We start from the raw sequence: 17,650 nt of genomic DNA, 5'->3' as shown, positions 1-17,650 counted from the left end.
GGCTTTTTTGTATCTACCGTTCTGACAGGCGTTCGCTGATGCGGCTGGCGTAATTCATCACGTGGAAGGTGTAGTTCTCCTCAACCGTACCCTGGAACAGATGTGCCCAGGGGCCGATGGCGTAGATGCCGAGATCTTCCCCGCCGTGCGTCTCGCTTTTCAGCGGCACCAGCGCCGGCTGAATAAAGTCGGGCGCGGTGGTTTGCTCCATGGTCAATGCCGGGCGCTCGGTCAGCGGGATCGCGCCGCCGGGGCCGTTGGCGAAACCGAGGGTGGTGTAGGGCTTGCCGTCGCTGCCCAGCCGAGGTTTACCGTCGACGCCGACGGAAATGCCGAGGATAGGATTGCCGCGCTTGGCATAGCCGGCGATGGTCAGCGTGTGGCTGTGATCGCCGGTCACGATCACCAGCGTTTCGTCCAGGTTGACCTTGCCGACAATGGTTTTCACCGCCTCGTTCAGGGCGACCGCGTCGCTTAGCGTGCGGTAGGCGTTGCCGTTATGGCTGCCGTGATCGACGCGCCCGCCTTCCACCAGCAACAGATAGCCTTCGGGATTCCTGGCCAAAATATCGATGGCCTTGCCGGTCATTTCCGCCAGCGAAGGCTCTCCCGCCGCGTCTTGCCGCCGGTCATGCTCGAAGTTCATGTGCGACGGCTCGAACAGGGCCAGCAAATGGTCGACGTTGCCCGGTTCGATTTTGTCGAACTGGGCCTGATTCCAGACGTATTGTCCGCGCTCGCCGTAGCGTTGCAGCCAGGCCTGCGTCAGGTCACGGCCGTCCCTTCTGGCGCCTTTCTTGCCGGGATATTCCGGATCGCTCACGCTGTCGGGCAGGAAGTTGGCGCGCCCGCCGCCCATCGCCACGTTCAGGCCGTTGCCGTATTTCATTTCCACCAGCTGGCGCGCGATGTCGCGGCAGCCTGCGGCCAGGGCATCCGCCGGCATTTTGGCGTCAGACTCCCAGTCGCGGTTGGCGATATGGGCATAGGTGGCGCCCGGCGTGGCGTGGGTAATGGTCGCGGTCGTCACGGCGCCGGTGGACATGCCGAGCGTTGCGGCCATCTCCCACAGCGTGGTGACGGCCTTGGTTTGCTGATCCTCGCAGTTGTTGAGGGCGGCCGTATGGTTGAGACCCATCAGATCGTTGATGGTTTTGACGCCGGTGGTCATCGCCACCGCGCTGGGCGCGGAGTCGGTGATTTGGGCGTCGGCGGAATAGGTTTTGGCTGCCGCCAGATAGGGGAAGGCTTCCCAGGCCAGCACGTTGGATTCGCCGTCCACGCCGCGCTGCTGTCCTTCAAAAATACGGGCGGCGGTCACGGTGGAAAACCCCATGCCGTCACCGACCACCAGAATGACGTTTTTAGCGCGGTTGGTGTTTGGGGTCTGTTTCAGTCGCTGTTGCAGCTGAGCTTGCGCCTGAAGGAAGTAAGGGTCTTCGCGCTGCGTCAGCGGCGCGTTGTCCGTCGCTTTGGCGGCTGCCGCCCCGGTGGCTAACAAGGACATGGAAAGCGCCAGGCGGGTTGCCAGTGTGAGTCTGAACATGAATTCCTCCTTGGTGAGACGTGATTCCCGTAGCGCCGACGGGCTGCCAACACCCTGTCGACGGCAGGAGGAGTGTATCGATTGTGTTAACAAAAAATACATAAATTGTTCACAATTTAGATCTGTGTGGCAGTAATGCCATGGTATTCATGATTTTTATTAATCATTTGAAAATCATTCATTTTTTAACTTTTTGTTTGCCGGTGCATTTTTGCGATTTTTAATTCAAATTTATTGAATATCTTCATCACGGTTATCCGGCTGTGTTGCTGCGGCAAAGCGCGTAATGTAACGCCATAGCACAATTTGAACTAAGGATCGCTCTATGAACACCTCTCGTATGCCGGCACTGTTTCTTGGCCACGGTAGCCCGATGAACGTGCTGGAAGACAACCGCTACACCCAGGCATGGCGTGCGTTGGGTGAGTCATTGCCGCGTCCGAAGGCGATCGTGGCGGTTTCTGCGCATTGGTATACCCGCGGCACTGCGGTCACCGCTATGGAAAAACCCAAAACCATTCACGACTTCGGCGGGTTCCCGCAGGCGCTGTTTGATACCCGCTACCCTGCGCCGGGTTCCCCCGCGCTGGCTGCGCAGCTGCAGCACATTCTGGCGCCGGTGCCGGTAACGGCGGATCTCGGCGAGTGGGGGTTGGATCACGGCACCTGGGGCGTATTGATCAAGATGTATCCCAATGCCGATATCCCGGTGGTGCAGCTCAGCGTCGACGGCACTCAGCCGGCGGCTTACCACTATGAGCTGGGCCGCAAACTCGCGGCGCTGCGGGATGAGGGCGTGATGATCGTCGCCAGCGGCAACGTGGTACACAACCTGCGCATGGTGAAATGGCAGGGCGATACCAGCGCCTATCCGTGGGCGGAGTCTTTCAATAACTTTGTCCGGGATAACCTGCGTTATCGGGGCGATAACCACCCGCTGGTGGATTTCATGCGCCATGAGGGCGCGGCGCTGTCGAACCCGACGCCGGAACACTATCTGCCATTGCTGTATGTGCTCGGCGGCTGGGATGGAAAAGAGGCCATCAGCGTGCCGATCGACGGTATCGAAATGGGAGCGCTGAGCATGCTGTCGGTGCAGGTGGGCTAAAGAAAAACGCCAGTCAGAGACTGGCGTTTTTGCCTTCAGCGGGGCGATCAGCCGAGGATGGTGTGCGGATAGAAGCGCGACAGATCCTGCGTGATCAGTTCGCGATCTTCGCGCAGGCCGATGCCGCAGGGTTGATCGTTCACCAGCCAGCTGCCGATCAGCGTGTAGCTGTCTTCGAACTTCGGCAGCGGATGGAACTGCTGCACGATCATGCCTTCTTCACCGTACGGTCCATCGACGCGCGCCACTTCCTGACCGTTTTCGACGATCTGGATATTGGCGCCTTCGCGTGAGAACAGCGGTTTGGTGACGTAATGATCCATCGGCGGATGATCGTCTTGCGCGAAATAAGCCGGCAGCAGGTTAGGGTGATTCGGGAACATTTCCCACAGCAGCGGCAGCAGCGCCTTGTTGGAGATGATGCTTTTCCAGGCCGGCTCCAGCCAGCGCACGCCGGCGTCTTCCAGCTTGGTGGAGAACATCTCGCGCAGCATGAATTCCCACGGATAGAGCTTGAACAGGTTGCCGATCACCTGATCCTGCAGATCGGTGAACTGGCCTTTCTCGCCGAGGCCGATCTCTTCCATGAACAGGAACTCGGTCGGCAGACCGGCTTCCTGCGCGCAGTCCTGCAGGTATTGCACCGTGCCGCGATCTTCTTCGCTGTCCTGGCAGCAGGCCAGGTGCAACAGGCCGAAGCCGTGATGCGCTTTCAGCTCGGCGAAACGCTCGATCAGTTTCTCCTGCAGGCTGTTGTACTGATCCGATTCCGGATCCAGCTTGCCGGCGTTGATCTGGTCTTCCAGCCACAGCCATTGGAAGAAGGCCGCTTCATACAGTGAGGTGGGCGTATCGGCGTTGTTCTCCAGCAGCTTCGGCGGATTGACGCCGTCGTAGGCCAGATCGAGACGCGAATACAGCGACGGCTGGTTGGTGCGCCAGGAGCTGCGCACGAATTCCCAGGTGTGTTTCGGGATGCAGAACTTGGCCATCAGCTCGTCGCTGGCGACCACTTTCTCCACCACCTGCAGGCACATCTGATGCAGCTCGGCGGTGGCATTTTCGATCTCTTCAATCTGCGCCAGCGTGAACTGGTAATAGGCGTCTTCACACCAGTACGGCTCGCCGTACATGGTGTGGAAACGGAAGCCGAACTCGGTCGCTTTTTCGCGCCAGTCCGGGCGCTCGGTAATGGCAATACGTTTCATGCATCAACCGCCCATGCTGCGAGAGCCGGAGTTGGAGGTGGCGCTGCTGCGCTGCATGCTGGTCTGCTTGGCCACGGTCTCGCCGAAACCGCCGCGGGTCACGGTGTTGGTGACCGCAGGCTTCGGCGCCATGGCGGTTTTCGGCACCGTCATGGTGCGGCCGCCGGCGGTGGCCGGGCCGTAGCTCTTGCCGCTGGCGTCGACAAACTTGCCGTTCGCCGGGCTGGCGGCGTTCTTGGAGGTGAACAGCGGCTGCTGCGCGAAGCCGGAACCGCCCATCAGGCGGCCCATCATGTAGCCCGCCATCAGCGGCATCCAGAAGCTGCCGCTGCTTTGCGATTCCGCCGCCATGCCGGCCTGCGCCGGAGCCGGCGCCTGGGTGCACTGCGCTTCGCCGAACTCGGCGACGCAGTCTTCGCGGGTGGCGTATTTCGGCGCGGTTTTCGCCGCTTCTTTCAGGGCGTTGTTGTAGGCGGTAGTGCACTGCTCGCTCATCGAAGGGTTGGCGCGCGAACAGTCATCGGCATTCTGATACAGGGAGACCGTTTCATCGCTCTTCTCGCAGCCGGCCAGCATAAAGACGGCGCTGATCGCCAAGGCCACGGGCGCGACACGGTAGCTGCGCCAGGATTTGCGGAACGTCTCTTGGTTGATGTTTTTTGTCCGTTTCATCGTTATCAATCCCATCATGCGGGCTGTTTTCGCCCTTTCCCAGTAGTGGCGCTAAGGATAGGGGAAACATGGTCAAAATTAAAGCTGAAACGCCCGCAGAATCCACTCTTTACGCAGTTATACGTTGGGGTGTGCGCCAGTTCGCTTTCGCGGCGAAAAAACGCGCATTGGCGTTTCATCATGAAACGTTATCGCTATGATGATGTTCCATAATGGAACAAAAATCGCGTGGCTCGCCAGGCGGGCGGCAGGCGCTCATAGTCGAAGCACAACAACAAGCCGGCGGCGAAGTCGGCGCGTCATCACCTGATATCTGAACGTTACCATCGCCAACTCCCTACAAGGATCCGGTTATGTTGAGAATCATCCAGTCACCAGGCAAATACATTCAGGGCGCCAATGCGCTGGCCGCCGTCGGCGAATACGCCAAATCCCTCGCCGACCATTATTTCGTGATCGCCGACGACTTCGTGATGCAGTTGGCGGGCGACACCCTGATGGGCAGCCTGCAGCAGCACGGCGTGAAACATCATGCGGCCCGCTTCAACGGCGAGTGCTGCCGTAAAGAGATAGACCGGCTTGGCCGCGAGCTGCAGACCCACGGTTGCCGCGGGGTGATCGGCGTCGGCGGCGGCAAGACGCTCGACACCGCCAAGGCCGTCGCCCACTACCAACGGCTGCCGGTGGTGCTCATTCCCACCATCGCCTCCACCGATGCGCCGACCAGCGCGCTGTCGGTTATCTACACCGAACAGGGCGAATTCGCCGAATACCTGATCTACCCGCGCAACCCGGACATGGTAGTGATGGACAGCGCCATCATCGCCAAAGCGCCGGTGCGCCTGCTGGTAGCCGGCATGGGCGACGCGCTCTCCACCTATTTCGAAGCGCAGGCCTGCTTCGACGCTCAGGCCACCAGCATGGCCGGCGGCAAATCGACGCTGGCGGCGCTCAGTCTGGCGCGGCTGTGCTACGACACGCTGCTGGCCGAAGGGGTGAAGGCCAAGCTGGCGGTCGAGGCCGGCGTGGTGACGGAAGCGGTGGAACGCATCATTGAGGCCAATACGTATCTGAGCGGCATCGGCTTCGAGAGCAGCGGGCTGGCGGCGGCGCACGCCATTCACAACGGTTTCACCGTGCTGGAGGAGTGTCACCACCTGTATCACGGCGAAAAAGTGGCGTTCGGCACCCTGGCGCAGCTGGTGCTGCAGAACAGCCCGATGGCGCAGATTGAAACCGTGCTGGCGTTTTGTCATGGCATCGGCTTGCCGATCACGCTGGCGCAGATGGGCGTTACCGGCGACGTGGCGACGAAGACGATGGCGGTGGCCGAGGCCAGCTGCGCCGCCGGCGAAACCATTCACAACATGCCGTTCAAGGTCACCCCTGCCAGTGTGCAGGCGGCGATCCTGACGGCGGATCGGCTCGGCGCCGCCTGGCTGCTGCGTCATTGATACCGTTGGGGCGCGGTGCGCCGCGCCCCTGGCTTACAGAGGAAACCATCGTGAAAAAACTGATTAATCAGGTCGAGTCGGTGTTGGAAGAGCAGTTGCAGGGGCTGGCAGAGGCTCATCCCGAGTTGCTGGTGCATGCGGATCCGGCGTTCGTCACCCGCGCCGACGCGCCGGTAGCGGGCAAAGTGGCAATTCTGTCCGGCGGCGGCAGCGGCCACGAGCCGATGCACTGCGGTTTCGTCGGTGAAGGGATGCTCGACGGCGCCTGTCCGGGCGAGATTTTCACCTCGCCGACGCCGGATAAAATGTACGAGTGCGGTCAGGCGATCGACGGCGGCGTCGGGGTGCTGCTGCTGATCAAGAACTACACCGGCGACGTGCTCAACTTCGAAACCGCCACCGAGCTGCTGCATGACAGCGGCGTCGCGGTGGCGACGGTGCTGGTGGATGACGACGTGGCGGTCAAGGACAGCCTGTTCACCGCCGGGCGGCGCGGGGTGGCCAACACCGTGCTGATGGAGAAATTGCTGGGCGCCGCCGCGGCGCGCGGTGACGATCTGGACAGCGTGGTGACGCTGGGGCATCGCATCAACAACCACGGGCATTCGATCGGTATCGCGCTGGGCGCCTGTACCGTCCCCGCCGCCGGCAAACCGTCGTTCACCCTGGCGGAGAACGAGATGGAGTTCGGCGTCGGCATTCACGGCGAGCCGGGCATTGCGCGCCGTCCGTTCACCACGCTCAACGCGGCGGTGGATGACATGTTCCATACGCTGATCGACCACGGCCACTATCAGCGCACGATCCGCGTCTGGGATCGCCAACAGGGTGAGTGGCGCGACGAGATGCAGACCAAGCAGCCGCTGACGCGCGGCGATCGGGTGATCGCGTTGGTCAACAACCTGGGCGCCACGCCGCTGTCCGAGCTGTACGGCGTGTACCATCGGCTGGCGGAGCGCTGCGCCGAGGCGGGCATCATCATCGAACGCAACCTGGTGGGCGCGTATTGCACTTCGCTCGATATGCAGGGCGTGTCCATCACGTTGTTGAACGTGGACGACGAACTGTTGTCCTTGTGGGATGCGCCGGTGAAAACGCCTGCGCTGCGTTGGGGTTGCTGAGGAGGAATTATGGCGTTGACCAAACCACAGGTCGTCGATTGGCTGATGCGTTGCGGCGAAGTGTTCAGCCGAGAGCGCGATTTTCTTACCCAACTGGACACCGAGATCGGCGATGCCGACCACGGCCTGAACATGAATCGCGGTTTCAATAAGGTGGTGGAAAAGCTGCCGTCGGTGGCGGACAAGGATATCGGCTTTATCCTGAAAAACACCGGCATGACGCTGCTGTCGAGCGTAGGCGGCGCCAGCGGTCCGCTGTTCGGCACCTTCTTCATCCGCGCGGCGCAGGCGGCGAACGCCAAGCAAAGCCTGGATCTGGCGGAGCTGCATCAAATGATGCAGGAAGGGGTGGAAGGCGTGGTGATGCGCGGCAAGGCGGAGCCGGGCGACAAGACCATGTGCGATGCCTGGTGGCCGGTGGTGGAAAGCCTCGGCCAGTCCGCGCAGCAGAACCTGAGCGTGGCGGAGGCGCTGCAGCGCGCCGCCGACAGCGCCGAGCGGGCGGTGGAGAGCACCATCACCATGCAGGCGCGCAAGGGGCGGGCCAGTTACCTGGGCGAGCGCAGCATCGGCCACCAGGATCCCGGCGCCACTTCGGTGATGCTGATGATGAAAACGCTGGCCGAGGTCGCCGGCAGTTAGCAGGAGGCGAGATGATTAATATCGTGGTGGTGTCGCACAGCGCGTTGCTGGCGCGCGGCGTTGAGCAACTGGCGCGGCAGATGATGCGCGGCGACGGCTGCAAGTTGGCGCTGGCGGCGGGCGTGGATGACGAAGAGCACCCGATCGGTACCGACGCGGTCAACGTCATGGAGGCGATCGAAGCGGTCGCCGACGGCGATGGCATTCTGGTGCTGATGGATCTGGGCAGCGCGCTGCTCAGTGCCGAAACCGCGCTCGATCTGCTGGATCCGGAGTTGGCCGCCAAGGTGCGGCTGTGCGCCGCGCCGCTGATCGAAGGCACGCTGGCGGCGGTGGTGGCCGCCAACTCCGGCGCTTCGCTGGAGCAGGTGGTGGCGGAGGCGCAGGGGGCGCTGCAGGCCAAGCAGGCGCAATTGGGCGAGGCTTCACCGGCCGCGAAGCGCGCGGCCTTGCCGCTGGCGCAGGGCAAAAGCGCAACCTGGACGGTGCAGAACCCGCACGGACTGCACGCGCGCCCGGCGGCGCGGCTGGTCGAAGCGCTGGCGCCGTTCAAGGCTGAGCTGGTGCTGGAAAAACAGGGGCAGTGCGTCGATCCGCGCAGCCTCAATCAGCTGGCGCTGCTGCAGGTGCGCCACGGCGACACCATCCGTTTGATCGCCGACGGCGCGCAGGCGGACGAGGCGCTGGCGGCGTTCAAAACGCTGGCGGAGCAGCATTTCGGCGAGACGGTCTCCGAGCGGCAGCAGCCTTCGCTGCACGGCATTCCGGTGGCGGAAAGCGTCACCAGCGGGCCGGTGTTCCAGGCCCGCAGTGTCTGGCCGTCAGCCGCCGAGCGCCGGATCGGCGCGGACGAGGTGTTGGGCGAACAGCAACGCCTGCGGGAGGCGCTGCAGCACACGTTGAGCGATCTCAACCGGCTGGCGGAGCGCACCGGCACGCTGATCGGCAAGCCGCAGGCGGCTATCTTCGGCGCCCACAGCATGCTGCTGGACGATCCGGATCTGCAGCAGGCGGCTTACACCCGCATTGCGCAGCAGTTGTGCAGCGCCGAGCAGGCTTGGCGGCAGGTGCTGGAGGCGATCGCCGAAGAGTACCGCGAGTTGGATGACGACTACATGCGGGCGCGCGAACTGGACGTGCGCGACATGCTGCGCCGCACGCTGTGCCACCTGCAGGGGCAGCCGCTGCCGACCATTGCGCTCGCAGAGCCGTCAATACTGGTGATGGATGAGCTGATGCCCTCAGAGGTAGTGATGCTGGATCGCCGACTAGTGCTCGGCATCTGCCTGAGCGGCGGCAATGCCCTCTCGCACAGCGCCATTCTGGCGAAGGCGATGGGCATTCCGATGGTGGTCGGCATGCAGGATTGCCTGAGCAAAACCCGCAGCGGCCAGAAGGCGATGCTGGACGCCGCGCGCGGGGTGTTGCAGCTCAGCCACTAGGCGCGCAGCTTGAACTGGCGGATGTCGATCCCGTGCTGTTTGATCTTCCGCCACAGCGTGGTGCGGCCGATGCCCAGCAACTGCGCCATTTCCGTCAGTTGGCCGCGGCTGACGGTCGCCGCCCGCAGGATCGCCTGGCGCTCCATGTCCGTCAGCGTCAACAGCGGTGCGCCGGGCTGCGGATCGCTTTCCAGCAGCGACGGTTGGCCGAGCAGGTGCGCCGGCAGGTCCGCCAGCTGGATGTGGTGGCCGTGGCAAATCATTGCCGCGCGCTCCACCACCCCTTTCAGTTCCAAATCGTTGCCCGGCCACAGATAGAGCGCCAGCTGAGCCATCACCTCGTCATCCACCTGGAAGCGACACTGAAAATGTTGCTCCAGCGTGCGCAGATGATGTTTGACCAGCAGCGGAATATCGCTCAGCCGCTGACGCAGCGGCGGGATTTGGATCTCGAACGCCTGCAGGCTGTAAAACAGCTGGCGGCGGAAGCGGTTTTGCTGCACCAGCAGCGGCAGGTCGGCGGCGCTGCCGGCGATCACCCGCACATCGACCGGGATCACCCGGCTGGAATTGAGGCGGATCACCACGCCGGTTTTCAGCACCTGCAGCAGCGCCGACTGCATCTCCGCCGGCAGGTATTCGATCTGTTCCAGGTACAGCGTGCCGCCGTTAGCCAATTCGAATTTACTGAGCTGGCCCGCCTCTTCTTCGCTGGCGTCGCTGCCCAGCAGCTCACGCAGCCCCTGCGCCTGCGGCAGCAGTTGGCAGTTGAGGGCGATATACGGCCCGGCGGCGCGTTCGCCGGCGTTGTGGATAGCCTGGCTGAGCAGCTCTTTGCCAACGCCTTCTTCTCCGCGCAACAGGATCGGATGCTGGCCTTTGGCCGCCTGCTGCCCGTAACGGATCAGTCGCCGCATTTCCAGCGAGGCGGAAGGCATCTGTTCGAAGCTGTGGCTGACGCGCCCCAGCTGGCTGCTGACATACTGGCGCAGCCGTTCGAGCGGGTGCAGCAGGGCGATGAAACTGCAGCGATCGCCGTCGAAAATCGGCTTGAGCGTCAGCAAGGCGGCGATAAACTGCCGCTGGCTTTCGAAGGTGACTTCGACGTGTTGCAGCGGTTGGCGATCGGCGATGGCGCGTTTGAGCAGCGCGGGCAGCGTCAACAGCTGCGCCAACGGTTTGCCCTGGCTCTGCTGTTCGTCCAGCTTCAGCAGGCCGGCGGCGCGCTGGTTGATGTATTGCAGGTAGCCGCGGTGATCCCAGGCCATGACGCCGTCGTCCACGCCGTCCAGCAGGCCGTAAAGCTGATTCAGATGGCGGTTGGATTCCGCCAGCAGGCCGTCGGCGTTCAGCGAGTTGCCGATTTCGCGGGCGATGGCCAGCGTCAGCGACAGATCGCCGGCGGCGCAGTCGGCCAGCAGGCAGCCCAGCGCGATCGAGCCGCGCTGGCGGCCGCTGTTGTCGTAGACCGGCGTGGCGCAGAACGACCAGCCGTGCAGCGCTCGGCGCACGTGTTCTTCACCGCTCACCCGCACCGGGTGGCCTTCCGCCGCCGCCAGCGCCGGGGCATTGGTACCTATCAGCCCTTCGGCCCAGTAAGCGCCGGGGGCGAACCCCAGTTGCTGCAGATGTTCCCAGGTTTGGGCGTCGCCGCAGCGCCACAGCATGCAGCCGCTCTCGTCGAGGATCATCAGCAGGCAACGCCGCGGCTCCATGTATTCACAGGCGTCTTCCAGCGCCGCCTGGCCGAGCGTCAGCAGATCGTTCTTGCGGCGGCAAATCGATTCGAAGGTGGCGCCCTGCGCACGGTGCGGCGCTTGCCAGACATCGGGCTGCATCAGGCTGCGGCAACGCAGCCAGGAGGCGTACACCGCCGGCGTCGGGCGCAGCGGCGGCGGCAGTTCGCCGTCGTTAATCAGTTGCTGCCAACGTGAATCGTTGTCCATCGAACCTCATCCAACTGCGAAAACGAGAGTGACGATGATATCACCTGGCGCAGCGGCGGCTGTGAGGCGGCGGGCAGAAGCGGGGAAAATCGGGACAAAAAAAACGGGGCGCGGCGCAGGCCGGACCCCGTGTTTATCAGCGTGCGGACATCAGTTGCGGAATGGGTTGCCGCTGTGGCGAGCCGGTTGGCTGGTGGTAACGGCCGGCGCGGATGCGCGAGTGGCCGCCGGTGCCGGTGCCGCAGTCTGTTGCATCGGCGCATTGTCCTGATAACCGTCCGCATAGGCGTCCTGCGCGCGGTTTTGCGGTGCGACGGCGTCAGGCGCGGTCGATACCGGCTTGCCCAACGCGCCGTTCAGCAGCAGCAGATCGTTCTGGTTCAGCGTGCCGAGCGCCGACTTGATGTTCAGCTGGTTGATCAAATAGGTATAACGCGCATCGGACAGCTGACGTTTGGCGTTATACAGCGTGGTGGTGGCGTCCAGCACATCGACGATGGTGCGGGTACCGACCTGATAACCGGCTTCCATCGCGTCCAGGGAGCTCTGTGCGGAGATCACCGCCTGTTTGTAGGCGTTGATGCTGCTGATCGAAGCGTTAACGTTGTTGAACGATGAACGCACGGTCTGCACCACGCTGCGGTGAGCGCTTTCCAGCTGTTCGCTGGCGCCGACGAAGCCGTACTGCGCTTGTTTAACCTGCGAGTTGGTCGCGCCGCCGCTGTACAGCGGCAGGTTGAAGCTGATGCCCACTTTATTTTGGCCCGCATCGGAGTCGCTGTAGCGTGCGGCATTCGCGCCGCCGGTGTTTGAGCCGTTGTATTTGGTATTGCTGATGCCGGTTGACGCGCTGACGTCAATCGTCGGCATATAGCCGGTCTGTGCGGCGCGGATCTGTTCGCGCGCCAGATCTTGGCTCAGGCGGGCGGACAGCAGGCTCAGGTTGCGCGCTTCCGCTTCTTTCAGCAGGTTGTTCACCGCTTCCGGGCGCTGGGTGCTGAAGCGATCGGTGTTCAGCGAGGCCAGCTCCGGGTAGAAGCTGCCGGTCACCTGGCGCAGCGTTTCCAGCGCGTTATCCAGATCGTTGCGGGCGGAGACTTCGGCCGCCAGCACGGTGTCATAGTTCGAGCGGGCGTTCTGCACGTCGGTGATCGCCACCAGGCCCACGTTGAAGCGCTGAGTGGTTTGATCCAGCGTGCGGTACACCGCGTCTTTCTGCGCCTGGGTGTACGACAGCGTGTCGATCGCCTTCAGCACGTTGAAGTAGGCGGTGGCGGTGTTGAGAATCAGCGACTGCTCTGCGGTCTGGAAGGTGACGTCGGAGATGCCGGCGCTCTTTTCCTGCAGCGTCAGCTGGCGCCATTTCGACATGTCGAAGAGGGTTTGTGTCAATGCCAGCGAACCACTGGTGACGTTGCTGTTAACGCCATTGCTGTCACGATAACCGTTGGTGTAATCGTAACCTGCGGTTAAACCGAGCTGCGGCAGCAGCGGGCTGCGCGCTTCATTGATCTTTTCGAATGCGGCGTCGCGGTCAGCAGCACTTTTGCGCAGATCCGGGTTACTTTCCCTGGCCTGTTTGTAGACCTGCAGCAGGTTCTCTGCCTGGCTCATTGCACTGAAGCCGCCCAGGCTTAGTCCGATAAGAAGGGGGAGCAGTTTCTTCATTTGCATTCCTTGTTGTGCAGCAATATTGCTATGTTAGCGCTGACGATAGACGAAATAGTTGCCGATTCTAGCAGAGTCTGCGGTACGCATCAGGTGGCTGAATGTGCCATCTCACGTAACTTTTACCTTTCAGACCGCCCATTTACCTTGGCGTACTGCCCGGGCCGACTGCAGCTGATATTATGGCTGACAATCAGGATTGTTTCCCGCTATTACCTGCGAGCGCACAAACGCGCCGCGTCCGGCGGCGAAAAACAGCCTAACATAAAGCGGCGGCGGTGAGACCCGCTGTTTCTGTCATCAAAACCGTTTATTTTATCGGCATACTCACGCAGGAGAATTCGCGCATGAACCGTTCGCAGCCGTCACCCGTCACCTTCGATAAAAAAGATGTAGAAATTATTGCACGCGAGACGCTGTACCGTGGTTTTTTTTCACTCAATTTATACCGGTTTCGCCATCGCTTGTTCAATGGCGAAATGAGTCCTGAAATCACGCGTGAAATTTTCGAGCGCGGCCATGCGGCGGTGCTGCTGCCCTACGACCCGGTGCGCGATGAAGTGGTGCTGATTGAACAACTGCGCATCGCCGCGGTCGATACCAGTAATTCGCCCTGGCTGCTGGAAATGGTGGCGGGTATGATCGAAACCGGCGAAAGCGTCGAAGACGTGTGCCGCCGCGAAGCGCAGGAAGAAGCCGGCGTGGTGGTCGGGCGCTGCAAGCCGGTGCTGAGCTATCTGGCCAGCCCCGGCGGCACCAGCGAACGCTTGTCGATCATGGTCGGCGAGGTGGACGCCGGCACCGCTGAAGGCATCCACGGCCTGGCGGAAGAGCATGAAGATATTCGCGTCCATGTGGTCAGCCGCGAGCAGGCTTATCGCTGGGTGGAAGAGGGCGCGATCGATAACGCCGCATCAGTGATTGCATTGCAATGGCTGGCGTTGCACCATGAATCGTTGAGAAAAGAGTGGGCCAACTAATGAAACAGCGCTATACCCCTGATTTCCCCGAAATGATGAGATTGTGCGAAACCAACTTCGCGCAATTGCGCCGCTTGCTGCCGCGCAACGACGAAGCGGGCGAAACGGTGACTTATCAGGTGAACGGCGCCGGCTATCGTTTGACCATCGTTGAGTCCACGCGTTACACGTCGCTGGTGGAGATCGAGCAGATCTTTCCGGCGGTCAGCTACTGGAGCCTGCCCGCGATGACGGTGCGGTTATACCATGACGCCATGGTTGCGGAAGTGTGTTCCAGTCAGCAGATCTACCGCTTTAAAGCGCGTTATGATTATCCTAATAAAAAGTTGCATCAACGCGACGAAAAGCATCAAATTAACCAGTTTCTTGCTGATTGGCTGCGCTACTGTTTGGCGCATGGAGCGATGGCGGTTCCGGTTTGTTAGACAGACTGAAATAACAAAGGACACCATTTGGAAAGCCTGTTTAAACTGCCCGTGGCGAGTGGGGCCGCGGTCAGGATTCTACAAATAACAGATACCCACCTTTTTGCCGGCGAACACGAGACGTTGCTCGGCATCAATACCTATCGCAGCTATCACGCGGTGCTGGACGCCATTCAGGCGCAGCGCCGCGATGTCGATTTGATCGTCGCCACGGGAGATTTGGCGCAGGATCATTCGCAGGAGGCGTACCGCCACTTCGCCGCCGGCATCGCGCAACTGCCGGCCCCGTGCGTGTGGCTGCCGGGCAACCACGATTTCCAACCGGCGATGGTCGACGCGTTGGCCGCCGCCGGCATCGCCCCTTCCAAGCAGGTGCTGCTGGGCGATAACTGGCAGGTGCTGATGTTGGACAGTCAGGTGTTCGGCGTACCGCACGGCGAGCTGAGCGAATACCAGCTCGAGTGGATGGAGCGCTGCCTGCAGGCGCACCCCGAGCGTTACACGCTGTTGCTGCTGCACCACCATCCGCTGCCTTCCGGCTGCACCTGGCTCGATCAGCACAGCCTGCGCAACCCGCATATGCTAGGCGCGATTCTGTTGCGCTACCCGAAGGTGAATACCGTGGTGTGCGGTCATATTCACCAGGATCTGGATCTGGAATGGCAGGGCCGGCGTCTGTTGGCGACGCCGTCCACCTGCGTGCAATTCAAGCCGCACTGCACTAACTTTACCATCGACGACGTCTCCCCCGGCTGGCGTTACCTCGATCTGCTGCCGGACGGCCGCGTCGAGACGCAGGTGTTCCGCCTGGAAAACGACGATTTCCGCCCCGATATGGACTCGGATGGATACTGATGCCTTCGACACTGCTCTACCTGCACGGTTTCAACAGCTCGCCGCAGTCGGCCAAGGCGGTGGCCTTCAAGGCCTGGCTGGCCGAACACCATCCCGCTATCGAGATGCTGGTGCCGCAGTTGCCGGCCTTTCCGGCGGAGGCCGCCGAGATGCTGGAAAATCTGGTGCTGGAACGCGCCGGACAAACGCTCGGATTGGTGGGGTCCTCGCTGGGCGGCTATTACGCCACCTGGCTGTCGCAGTGTTTTTCGCTGCCGGCGGTGGTGGTCAACCCGGCGGTCAAGCCGTTTGAGCTGCTGGTCGACTATCTCGGCGCCAACGAGAACCCCTACACCGGCCAGCAATATGTGTTAGAGTCTCGTCACGTTTACGATCTGAAAGTGATGCAGATCGATCCTTTGGAGTCGCCGGATTTAATCTGGCTGCTGCAGCAAACGGGCGATGAAATTCTCGATTACGGCCAGGCAGTGGCGTATTACACCGCGTGTCGGCAAACGGTGGAGTCGGGTGGAAACCACGCCTTCGTCGGTTTCGAGCACTACTTCCCCCAGATTGTGGATTTTTTAGGGCTAAACGCGGTCTGACGGACCGTTCCGGCACCTCCCTTTAACCACGAAAAAATAATCAACGATGACTCAATCCAGCTATAACGCTGATGCCATTGAAGTACTCAGCGGTCTAGAACCAGTGCGCCGTCGTCCCGGCATGTATACCGACACGACGCGCCCAAACCACCTCGGCCAAGAGGTGATCGATAACAGCGTCGACGAAGCGTTGGCCGGACACGCCAAGCGTATCGACGTGATCCTGCACGCCGATCAGTCGCTGGAAGTGATCGACGACGGCCGCGGCATGCCGGTGGACATCCACCCGGAAGAGGGCGTGCCGGCGGTTGAGTTGATCCTGTGCCGACTGCACGCCGGCGGTAAATTCTCGAATAAAAACTACCAGTTCTCCGGCGGCCTGCACGGCGTGGGGATCTCGGTGGTCAACGCCCTGTCGAAGCGGGTGGAAGTCAACGTGCGCCGCGACGGCAACGTCTACGGCATCGCCTTCGAAAACGGCGACAAAGTGCAAGATCTGACGGTGACCGGCACCTGCGGCAAACGCAACACCGGCACCAGCGTGCACTTCTGGCCGGACGAACAGTTCTTCGACAGCCCGCGTTTCTCGGTATCGCGCCTCACTCACCTGCTGAAAGCCAAAGCGGTGCTGTGCCCCGGCGTTGAGATCTATTTCATCGACAAGGTGAACAACACCGAGCAGCGCTGGTGCTACCAGGACGGCCTGACCGACTACCTGATGGAAGCGGTTAACGGCCTGATCACCCTGCCGGAAGCGCCGTTCGTCGGCAATTTCGCCGGTGATACCGAAGCGGTGGACTGGGCGCTGCTGTGGCTGCCGGAAGGCGGCGAGCTGCTGACCGAAAGCTACGTCAACCTGATCCCGACCATGCAGGGCGGCACCCACGTCAACGGTCTGCGTCAGGGGCTGCTGGACGCGATGCGCGAGTTCTGCGAATTCCGCAACATCCTGCCGCGCGGCGTGAAGCTGTCGGCGGAGGATATCTGGGATCGCTGCGCTTACGTGCTGTCGGTGAAGATGCAGGATCCGCAGTTCGCCGGGCAGACCAAAGAGCGTCTCTCCTCGCGTCAGTGCGCGGCCTTCGTTTCCGGCGTGGTGAAAGACGCCTTCAGCCTGTGGCTGAACCAGAACGTTCAGGCGGCGGAACAGCTGGCCGAGCTGGCGATTTCCAGCGCCCAACGCCGTCTGCGCGCCGCCAAGAAAGTGGTGCGCAAGAAGCTGACCAGCGGGCCGGCGCTGCCGGGCAAGCTGGCGGACTGCACCTCGCAGGATCTGGCCATGACCGAACTGTTCCTGGTGGAAGGGGACTCCGCGGGCGGATCGGCCAAGCAGGCGCGCGATCGCGAATATCAGGCGATCATGCCGCTGAAGGGCAAGATCCTGAATACCTGGGAAGTCTCCTCGGACGAAGTGCTGGCCTCGCAGGAAGTGCATGACATTTCCGTGGCGATCGGCATCGATCCGGACAGCGAAGATCTCAGCCAGTTGCGCTACGGCAAAATCTGCATTCTGGCGGATGCGGACTCCGACGGCCTGCACATCGCTACGCTGCTGTGCGCGCTGTTCGTGCGCCACTTCCGTTCGCTGGTGAAAGGCGGGCACGTTTATGTGGCCATGCCGCCGCTGTACCGCATCGATCTCGGTAAAGAGGTGTTCTACGCGCTGGATGAAGAAGAGAAAGCCGGCGTGCTGGAACAGCTGAAGCGCAAGAAAGGCAAGCCGAACGTCCAGCGCTTTAAAGGGCTGGGCGAGATGAACCCGCTGCAGCTGCGCGAAACCACCCTCGATCCGAACACCCGCCGTCTGGTGCAATTGACGGTCGCGGAAGATGATGTCGATCAGACGCTGGCGGTGATGGACATGCTGTTGGCCAAGAAGCGTTCGGAAGATCGCCGCAACTGGCTGCAAGACAAGGGCGACATGGCCGAATTGGCGGTCTGAGCCTGACCCTGGCCCGGTGAAACGCCGGGCCGGCTTTCCCGCAGGGCGTTCATGCGG

General features: G+C 61.9%; 15 protein-coding genes. 10 read left to right on the top strand and 5 right to left on the bottom strand.

The genetic code is table 11. The features are described from left to right. Positions 1–13: 13 nt before the first annotated feature. A complete protein-coding gene (locus tag ACJ8M3_RS17295) occupies positions 14–1,546 on the bottom strand; it encodes an alkaline phosphatase (protein WP_089197452.1) in 1,533 nt (510 codons plus the stop codon). Between the two features lie 325 nt (positions 1,547–1,871). On the opposite strand from ACJ8M3_RS17295, the gene ygiD reads away from it, so the two are divergent. Next, positions 1,872–2,654, top strand: a complete 783-nt coding sequence (gene ygiD, locus ACJ8M3_RS17290; RefSeq protein WP_033644599.1) for a 4,5-DOPA dioxygenase extradiol — start codon at positions 1,872–1,874, stop codon at positions 2,652–2,654. A 47-nt stretch (positions 2,655–2,701) separates the two neighbouring features. On the opposite strand, the gene ACJ8M3_RS17285 is transcribed toward ygiD, so the two are convergent. Beyond that, positions 2,702–3,862, bottom strand: a complete 1,161-nt coding sequence (locus ACJ8M3_RS17285) for a glutathionylspermidine synthase family protein (RefSeq protein WP_033644600.1) — start codon at positions 3,860–3,862, stop codon at positions 2,702–2,704. A 3-nt stretch (positions 3,863–3,865) separates the two neighbouring features. Further along, positions 3,866–4,534: a DUF1190 family protein gene (locus ACJ8M3_RS17280; RefSeq protein ID WP_033644601.1), complete on the bottom strand. Its 669-nt coding sequence runs from the start codon at positions 4,532–4,534 to the stop codon at positions 3,866–3,868. Between the two features lie 353 nt (positions 4,535–4,887). On the opposite strand from ACJ8M3_RS17280, the gene ACJ8M3_RS17275 reads away from it, so the two are divergent. The 4 genes from ACJ8M3_RS17275 to dhaM are packed head-to-tail and all read left to right on the top strand — an operon-like array spanning position 4,888 to position 9,193. Further along, positions 4,888–5,988, top strand: coding sequence for a glycerol dehydrogenase (locus tag ACJ8M3_RS17275; RefSeq protein ID WP_089197451.1), 1,101 nt, complete (start codon positions 4,888–4,890; stop codon positions 5,986–5,988). A gap of 50 nt (positions 5,989–6,038) precedes the next feature. Next, positions 6,039–7,109 carry a dihydroxyacetone kinase subunit DhaK gene (dhaK, locus tag ACJ8M3_RS17270; protein WP_442514711.1) on the top strand — a complete coding sequence of 357 codons (1,071 nt, stop codon included), beginning with the start codon at positions 6,039–6,041 and terminating at the stop codon, positions 7,107–7,109. Between the two features lie 9 nt (positions 7,110–7,118). After that, positions 7,119–7,751, top strand: coding sequence for a dihydroxyacetone kinase subunit DhaL (gene dhaL, locus ACJ8M3_RS17265; RefSeq protein ID WP_033644604.1), 633 nt, complete (start codon positions 7,119–7,121; stop codon positions 7,749–7,751). 11 nt (positions 7,752–7,762) lie between these two features. Next, positions 7,763–9,193, top strand: coding sequence for a dihydroxyacetone kinase phosphoryl donor subunit DhaM (gene dhaM / locus ACJ8M3_RS17260; RefSeq protein WP_033644605.1), 1,431 nt, complete (start codon positions 7,763–7,765; stop codon positions 9,191–9,193). Here dhaM and dhaR read toward each other — a convergent pair. Together dhaR and hasF are read right to left on the bottom strand one after the other, a co-directional pair. Then, positions 9,190–11,139, bottom strand: coding sequence for a dihydroxyacetone kinase operon transcriptional regulator DhaR (dhaR, locus tag ACJ8M3_RS17255; protein ID WP_089197449.1), 1,950 nt, complete (start codon positions 11,137–11,139; stop codon positions 9,190–9,192). The two genes, dhaM and dhaR, sit on opposite strands and share 4 nt — an antisense overlap. 150 nt (positions 11,140–11,289) lie before the next feature. Next, complete coding sequence (gene hasF, locus ACJ8M3_RS17250) at positions 11,290–12,807, bottom strand: multidrug efflux transporter outer membrane subunit HasF (RefSeq protein ID WP_033644608.1); 1,518 nt, start codon at positions 12,805–12,807, stop codon at positions 11,290–11,292. Between the two features lie 347 nt (positions 12,808–13,154). Between hasF and nudF the strand changes: the two genes are divergently transcribed. The 5 genes from nudF to parE are packed head-to-tail and all read left to right on the top strand — an operon-like array spanning position 13,155 to position 17,593. Beyond that, positions 13,155–13,787, top strand: coding sequence for an ADP-ribose diphosphatase (nudF, locus tag ACJ8M3_RS17245; protein WP_004937242.1), 633 nt, complete (start codon positions 13,155–13,157; stop codon positions 13,785–13,787). Next, positions 13,787–14,212 carry a DUF1249 family protein gene (locus ACJ8M3_RS17240; protein ID WP_004937244.1) on the top strand — a complete coding sequence of 142 codons (426 nt, stop codon included), beginning with the start codon at positions 13,787–13,789 and terminating at the stop codon, positions 14,210–14,212. The genes nudF and ACJ8M3_RS17240 overlap by 1 nt, the downstream gene beginning before the upstream one ends. Positions 14,213–14,239: 27 nt before the next feature. Further along, positions 14,240–15,067, top strand: coding sequence for a 3',5'-cyclic-AMP phosphodiesterase (gene cpdA, locus ACJ8M3_RS17235; RefSeq protein WP_004937250.1), 828 nt, complete (start codon positions 14,240–14,242; stop codon positions 15,065–15,067). Further along, on the top strand, positions 15,067–15,651 hold the full coding sequence (gene yqiA, locus ACJ8M3_RS17230; RefSeq protein WP_004937252.1) for an esterase YqiA: 585 nt from the start codon (positions 15,067–15,069) through the stop codon (positions 15,649–15,651). Before cpdA ends, yqiA begins: the two co-directional genes overlap by 1 nt. Before the next feature lie 46 nt (positions 15,652–15,697). Beyond that, positions 15,698–17,593: a DNA topoisomerase IV subunit B gene (parE, locus tag ACJ8M3_RS17225; RefSeq protein ID WP_025304305.1), complete on the top strand. Its 1,896-nt coding sequence runs from the start codon at positions 15,698–15,700 to the stop codon at positions 17,591–17,593. Positions 17,594–17,650: the final 57 nt, after the last annotated feature.

The sequence above is a fragment of the Serratia sp. CY55921 genome (assembly GCF_052167655.1).
GTDB classification, from domain to species: Bacteria; Pseudomonadota; Gammaproteobacteria; order Enterobacterales; family Enterobacteriaceae; genus Serratia; species Serratia ureilytica.
This window is presented reverse-complemented; position numbering and strand designations above follow the sequence as displayed.

Coding starts and splice junctions, on each gene's coding strand:
- ygiD (WP_033644599.1), top strand. CDS start 1,872: ATGAACACCTCTCGTATGCCGGCACTGTTTCTTGGCCACGGTAGCCCG.
- ACJ8M3_RS17280 (WP_033644601.1), bottom strand. CDS start 4,534: ATGAAACGGACAAAAAACATCAACCAAGAGACGTTCCGCAAATCCTGG.
- dhaM (WP_033644605.1), top strand. CDS start 7,763: ATGATTAATATCGTGGTGGTGTCGCACAGCGCGTTGCTGGCGCGCGGC.
- ACJ8M3_RS17275 (WP_089197451.1), top strand. CDS start 4,888: ATGTTGAGAATCATCCAGTCACCAGGCAAATACATTCAGGGCGCCAAT.
- hasF (WP_033644608.1), bottom strand. CDS start 12,807: ATGAAGAAACTGCTCCCCCTTCTTATCGGACTAAGCCTGGGCGGCTTC.
- yqiA (WP_004937252.1), top strand. CDS start 15,067: ATGCCTTCGACACTGCTCTACCTGCACGGTTTCAACAGCTCGCCGCAG.
- parE (WP_025304305.1), top strand. CDS start 15,698: ATGACTCAATCCAGCTATAACGCTGATGCCATTGAAGTACTCAGCGGT.
- ACJ8M3_RS17285 (WP_033644600.1), bottom strand. CDS start 3,862: ATGAAACGTATTGCCATTACCGAGCGCCCGGACTGGCGCGAAAAAGCG.
- ACJ8M3_RS17240 (WP_004937244.1), top strand. CDS start 13,787: ATGAAACAGCGCTATACCCCTGATTTCCCCGAAATGATGAGATTGTGC.
- nudF (WP_004937242.1), top strand. CDS start 13,155: ATGAACCGTTCGCAGCCGTCACCCGTCACCTTCGATAAAAAAGATGTA.
- ACJ8M3_RS17295 (WP_089197452.1), bottom strand. CDS start 1,546: ATGTTCAGACTCACACTGGCAACCCGCCTGGCGCTTTCCATGTCCTTG.
- dhaR (WP_089197449.1), bottom strand. CDS start 11,139: ATGGACAACGATTCACGTTGGCAGCAACTGATTAACGACGGCGAACTG.
- dhaL (WP_033644604.1), top strand. CDS start 7,119: ATGGCGTTGACCAAACCACAGGTCGTCGATTGGCTGATGCGTTGCGGC.